A 1,262-nucleotide genomic window follows, 5' to 3' on the forward strand; every position below is an offset into this window, starting at 1 on the left:
TTGCGCAGGCCCCAGCACAGCCACTCCAGCCGCTTGCCGTCAGGCTTGATGCGCCCGCCGGGGACAAGCCCGCCGCCTTGGAGGCCCGCGCGCGCGGCGCGCGCCGCGATGGCGGCCAGATCCACGCCGCCCACCGCCCAGTGATAGAGCCCTGAGCCGGCAAGGCCCTTCACTTCGGGATCGAGCCCTTCCTCCGTCTGGCCGGGATCACGCCCGAGAATTTCGAGATAGGTCGTGGGGCCGAGCGCCATCACGGCATTGGCCGTTCCCTCACCGGGATGTTCACCGCCGTAGTGCGGGGCTGCATCCATTCGCTCCGCGAAGTGATGCTGGCCGGCCGCCAGATCAGCATTGTACCAGACGAGATGATCGATCCGCATGGCAAGTATCTGAGCGCGGAACGCTTCTCCTGTCCAGCGCATGGTGATCCGCATCGCGCGCAAGAGATGAGACGAAGAAAGGCCCGGCTTGTGGCCGGGCCTCGTGAAGTGCTGTGGAAAGTGCTGTCAATCGTCAGCGCTGATCTTCGCGGCGCTGCTCGCGGTTGCGCTCAGTCTCGCGCTCATGTTCCGTGCCGCCCTGCTGCTCCTGCCGGCGCTCGCCGCCCTGCTGCTCCTGCTGGCGCTGCTGTCCGCCCTGGCCGCCCTGCTGGTTCTGGCGGTTACGGTCATTCTGGTTCTGATTCTGGTTAGCCATTGCTGGTTCCTCTCATCAGTGTTCCGGGGAGAGACGGGACGTCCCTCGCTTCCCTAGACGAAACGTGAGGGCGCGCGCGGAGTTCCTTGGGCCAGCCTAAAAGCGAGGCAAAGTGTGGAACAATGGACAGTTGGCAGTTGTTCCATTGGCGAGTTATTTTTTCCGGAGAAATCACATGATGCACGGTGACGGTTCGCCCGTGGCGCTATTCACCTCGGCTGCGATTGCAGTCGTCATCATTGTCGGTGTGGCGGTGATCGCCAGCCTTCTGCTGCTCTAGCAGACGAAGGTACGCGCACCCGCCCGCTCGATGGCCGCACCCAGTTCACCCGCGGGCTCGCTATCGCACACGAGCAGCACCTGCGGCGACCAGGGGCCATAGACCGAGAGCGACGGGCGGCCGAACTTGGTGTGATCTGCCAGAACGACCGTCTCGGAAGAGCGCTTCATCATGGCGCCGTAGATGAGGCCGGGGCCGACACCCGCATCGCTGGGGCCCTCACCCGTGAGACCGCTGGCGCCGAGAAAGGCTTTGCCCGCGCGGTAGCGCTGCAGCGCATCGATGG

General features: G+C 65.0%; 3 protein-coding genes. All 3 read right to left on the minus strand.

What is annotated here, in order from left to right; translation table 11 throughout:
- Nucleotides 1-434: VOC family protein (locus ACLD7X_RS16860; RefSeq protein ID WP_411424845.1), on the minus strand; the 434-nt coding region annotated here is incomplete at its 3' end.
- A gap of 79 nt (nucleotides 435-513) precedes the next feature.
- Nucleotides 514-696, minus strand: a complete 183-nt coding sequence (locus ACLD7X_RS16865; protein ID WP_411424846.1) for a hypothetical protein — start codon at nucleotides 694-696, stop codon at nucleotides 514-516.
- A 276-nt stretch (nucleotides 697-972) separates the two neighbouring features.
- The coding region (locus tag ACLD7X_RS16870; RefSeq protein WP_411424847.1) for a DeoR/GlpR family DNA-binding transcription regulator at nucleotides 973-1,262 on the minus strand (290 nt) is incomplete at its 5' end.

This window comes from Aphanothece microscopica RSMan92 (assembly GCF_046613545.2).
Taxonomy (GTDB): domain Bacteria; phylum Cyanobacteriota; class Cyanobacteriia; order PCC-6307; family Cyanobiaceae; genus NIES-981.

Bases quoted from the DNA above. Each gene is read 5' to 3' on its own strand.
- ACLD7X_RS16865 (WP_411424846.1), bottom strand. From the start codon at position 696: ATGGCTAACCAGAATCAGAACCAGAATGACCGTAACCGCCAGAACCAG.